At 36.0% G+C, this 3,837-nt stretch carries 3 protein-coding genes and 1 pseudogene; all 4 read left to right on the forward strand.

Going from position 1 to position 3,837, the window contains the following annotated elements; genetic code table 11:
* Positions 1 to 646 (forward strand): annotated as a pseudogene (locus tag WFK35_RS21300) (hypothetical protein); the annotation flags it as partial.
* Positions 647 to 802: 156 nt separating this feature from the next.
* On the forward strand, positions 803 to 2,740 hold the full coding sequence (thrS, locus tag WFK35_RS21305; RefSeq protein ID WP_214589733.1) for a threonine--tRNA ligase: 1,938 nt from the start codon (positions 803 to 805) through the stop codon (positions 2,738 to 2,740).
* 149 nt (positions 2,741 to 2,889) lie between these two features.
* Positions 2,890 to 3,390: a translation initiation factor IF-3 gene (gene infC / locus WFK35_RS21310; protein ID WP_175608770.1), complete on the forward strand. Its 501-nt coding sequence runs from the start codon at positions 2,890 to 2,892 to the stop codon at positions 3,388 to 3,390.
* 261 nt (positions 3,391 to 3,651) lie between these two features.
* A partial coding sequence (locus WFK35_RS21315) for an alpha/beta fold hydrolase (protein ID WP_336734538.1) occupies positions 3,652 to 3,837 on the forward strand: 186 nt, incomplete at its 3' end.

The raw sequence follows: 3,837 nt of genomic DNA on the forward strand, positions 1-3,837 counted from the left end.
TTCTTCAAGTTTTGCTCAAAATGAAAACCTGCAATCGCTTATTTTTCTAACGCATTACAATACTTTAATGAACATTCACTTTGTGAAAGGGGAATTCTTTTCCGGCTCGAAATTAATTCCTGAAATCGAGCTGAAAATGGATAAGCTCCGGGATAAAATTGATGAGCATCATTTCATGATTCTTTATTTGAAAATGGCAGCGATGTTTTTCGGAAGCAAAAAATTTGAGGAATCCATCAGTTATTCATTGAAAGTGATCGAATCCAAAGGGAATGTTCAGGAAGATTTACTGTTCCACACCCGGATTTTGATTCTGATGGCGAAACACGAATCCGGAAATGATGAAGATTATGATGAATTTATAAAAGCAACTTTAAAATTCACGAAAAAAATGAAAAAACCGGATGACTTCCATTTTGAAAGCATTCATTTTTTCAAAAACCTGAATAATATAACACCGGATAAACAATTGGAATCTTTCAAAAAATTTGATGAAAAATTATCCCTGTTTTCTGAAAATGAATATTACAGAAGATCTTTGCTGTACATAGATATTCACGGTTGGGTACAGTCTAAAGTGAGAAATGTGGACGTTATTGAAATTATTAAAGAGAAAGTACGGTACAAAAGAAAACATCAATCTTAGTTTTAACCTATTCATAATTAAAAGGTTGGTTAAACGTTAATTATTTATAACGGTATTCTGAGATTTTTCGTATTAAATCTCGTCTCAAAAATGCGTGAAAGTAGTATTTTAAATAAAAAATCCGTATTTTTGCATCTTAAAATTTCTTAGTAAACAATGATAAAAATTACACTTCCAGACAATAGTGTCAGAGAATTCGAGGCGGGAGTTACTCCGCTAGATGTGGCAAAATCTATAAGCGAGGGATTGGCTAGAAATACCATTTCCGCAGTTGTTAATGACAAACAAGTAGAAACGACCACACCTATAACCACGGATGCTACGGTACAATTGCTGACCTGGAATGATGATCTTGGAAAGAAGGCTTTCTGGCACTCTTCTGCCCACCTTTTGGCGCAGGCAATCCTTGAGTTTTATCCTAATGCTAAGTTAACGATCGGTCCTGCCATCGAAAAAGGATTCTACTATGATGTAGATTTCGGAGACGAAAGTTTATCTGATAAAGATTTCGAAAAGATCGAAAAGAAGGTTTTAGAAAATGCTAAAAAAGGGTCTACATTCTCTTTATATCCGGTTTCTAAAGAAGAAGCTTTAAAAGTGTATGCAGACAATCCTTATAAGGTGGAATTGATCTCTAATCTTAATGATGGAGAAATCACTTTTGTAACGCATGATAACTTTACAGATCTTTGTCGTGGAGGACATATTCCGAACACAAGTATTGTAAAGGCAATGAAGATTTTGAATGCAGCCGGAGCATACTGGAGAGGAAACGAAAAAAATCCTCAGTTAACGAGAGTTTACGGTATTTCTTTCCCGAAACAGAAAGATTTAACAGAATATCTTGAACTTTTAGAAGAGGCTAAAAAAAGAGATCACAGAAAACTGGGTAAAGAACTTGGAATTTTCGCTTTCTCTGAAAAAGTTGGTCAAGGGTTACCTTTATGGTTGCCAAAAGGAGCAGCTTTGAGAAAAAAATTGGAAAATTTCCTTTCTGAAGCTCAGAAAAAAGCAGGATACGAATTTGTAATTTCGCCGCATATTGGCGCGAAGGAATTGTATGTAACTTCCGGTCACTGGGATAAATACGGAGCAGACAGCTTCCAGCCGATTAAAACGCCAAATGAGGGAGAAGAATTCATGCTGAAGCCGATGAATTGTCCGCATCACTGTGAAATCTACAAAACTTCACAATGGAGCTACAGAGATTTGCCTAAAAGATATGCAGAATTTGGTACCGTTTACAGATATGAGCAAAGTGGTGAGCTTCACGGTTTAACGAGAGTTCGTGGATTTACTCAGGATGATGCGCATTTGTTCTGTACTCCGGATCAGTTGATGGAAGAATTTAAGAAAACAATTGATTTGGTTCTTTACGTTTTCGGTTCATTAGGCTTTGCTGATTTTACCGCTCAGATTTCTTTGAGAGATCCTGAAAATAAAGAAAAATACATCGGAACCGACGAAAACTGGGAGAAAGCAGAAAATGCAATCGTAACAGCAGCAACGGAAAAAGGACTAAATACAGTAACTGAATACGGTGAAGCTGCATTCTACGGTCCTAAACTGGATTTCATGGTGAAAGATGCTTTAGGCAGAAAATGGCAGCTTGGAACGATTCAGGTGGATTATAACCTACCGGAAAGATTTGATCTTTGGTACACAGGAAGCGATGGCGAAAAGCACAGACCGGTCATGATTCACAGAGCGCCATTTGGTTCTATGGAAAGATTCATTGCGATTCTTATTGAGAATACAGCAGGAGATTTCCCATTGTGGCTGGCTCCTGATCAGTTTATCATTCTTCCGATCAGTGAAAAATACGTAGATTATGCTAAAAAAGTTTCTCAATTACTGGAAAATCACGATATTAGCGGATTAATTGACGACAGAAACGAAAAAACGGGCAAAAAGATCCGCGATGCCGAATTAAAGAAGATTCCATTCATGATTGTAGTGGGAGAAAATGAAGAAAAGGATGGCACAATTTCTGTAAGAAGACGTAGTGAAGGCGATCTAGGAGTAATGAAGATTGAAGATTTCGTTTCTTATTTTAAAGAACAATCAAAAACTGGATTTGAGTTTAACGCTTAAATCTAAAAAATATCATTCTAAATGATTGAAAATTATTTTTGTTCAGAATGATTGATAAAATAGAAGTTAACCAATAAAATTATAATACAATAGCACAAAGATTTAACAACAGGGGCCCACAGAGACGTCCGGTACAGGAGGACGCACACTTGATCAACGATAAAATTCGTGTGAGAGAGCTTCGTTTGGTGGGCGATAACGTAGAGCCGGGAGTTTATCCTACTGATAAGGCAAGACAGATTGCTCAGGAGCAGGAATTGGATCTTGTAGTAATCTCCGATAAGGCTGAACCGTTTATTGCAAGGATTCTGGACTATAAAAAGTTCTTATACGAGCAAAAGAAAAAGCAGAAGGAATTAAAAGCTAAGCAGGTAAAAGTAGTTGTGAAAGAAATCCGTTTCGGACCTCAGACAGATGAGCACGATTACGAATTCAAAAAGAAGCATGCTGAGAAATTCCTTGAAGAAGGTTCAAAATTAAAGACCTACGTATTTTTTAAAGGACGTTCGATTATCTTTAAAGACCAGGGAGAAATCTTACTTTTAAAGCTTGCTCAGGAATTGGAGCACGTTGGAAAAGTAGACCAGCTTCCTAAGCTTGAAGGAAAAAGAATGATTATGATGATGAGTCCTAAAAAACCAGCTAAATAATCTACAGCCGGATCTACGGATCTGAAACTAAAATATACAGCCTCAAATTATTTTTGAGGCTTTTGTTTTTATAGTAATTTAATTTTAATGAATCAGATTAAAGTTATGTTATAAAATTTACATTAATTATTAAATATTTTTTAATTTTTAACATAGATCAAGATTATCCATTTAATTTACTGCTACATTTGCTTTAGAAAATAAGACAACAGTCAACTTATTTAAGAATTAAAATTGAATAACAAATTAAACAACAAAGCAATGAGTACATTAAGATTAAAAGACGGAACAGAAATTTTTTACAAAGATCAGGGAGAAGGACCAGTATTGATGTTTCACCACGGATGGCCTTTATCTTCTGATGACTGGGATGCGCAGGTGATCTTCTTTTTGCAGAGAGGTTACAGGGTAATTGCTCACGACAGAAGAGGTCACGGACGTTCCAGC

Origin of the sequence: Chryseobacterium sp. VD8 (genome assembly GCF_037149975.1) — a bacterium.
GTDB classification, from domain to species: domain Bacteria; phylum Bacteroidota; class Bacteroidia; order Flavobacteriales; family Weeksellaceae; genus Chryseobacterium; species Chryseobacterium indicum.